General features: G+C 66.2%; 1 protein-coding gene. It reads right to left on the reverse strand.

Features of this window, described 5'->3' with window-relative positions; translation table 11 throughout:
* Positions 1-355: dihydropteroate synthase (locus TW83_RS17855; protein ID WP_045984137.1), on the reverse strand; the 355-nt coding region annotated here is incomplete at both ends.

Raw genomic sequence — 355 nt, forward strand, 5'->3', positions numbered from 1 at the left:
CCCCGCCGATCCGGCCGATGAAACGCTTGCGCGACACGCCCAGCAGGATCGGGCAGCCCAGCCCATGATACAGCGAAATCCGCCGCAGGATCGCCAGATTATGCGCCTCCGTCTTGCCGAAGCCGATGCCCGGATCGATCACGATGCGATCAGCGGGAATGCCCGCCCGGACCGCCCGGTCGATGCGTGCGGCCAAGGCATCATAGACGTCCAGCAGCACGTCGTCGTAACGCGGGTCGTCCTGCATCGTGGCGGGCAGCCCCTGCGCATGCATCAGGCAGACAGGTACCCCGGCACCGGCCACCATGGGCGCCAGTCCCGCGTCAAAATCAAAGCCCGACACGTCGTTGACCAT

It is taken from the genome of Paracoccus sp. S4493 (assembly GCF_000967735.1).
Lineage (GTDB): Bacteria > Pseudomonadota > Alphaproteobacteria > Rhodobacterales > Rhodobacteraceae > Paracoccus > Paracoccus marcusii.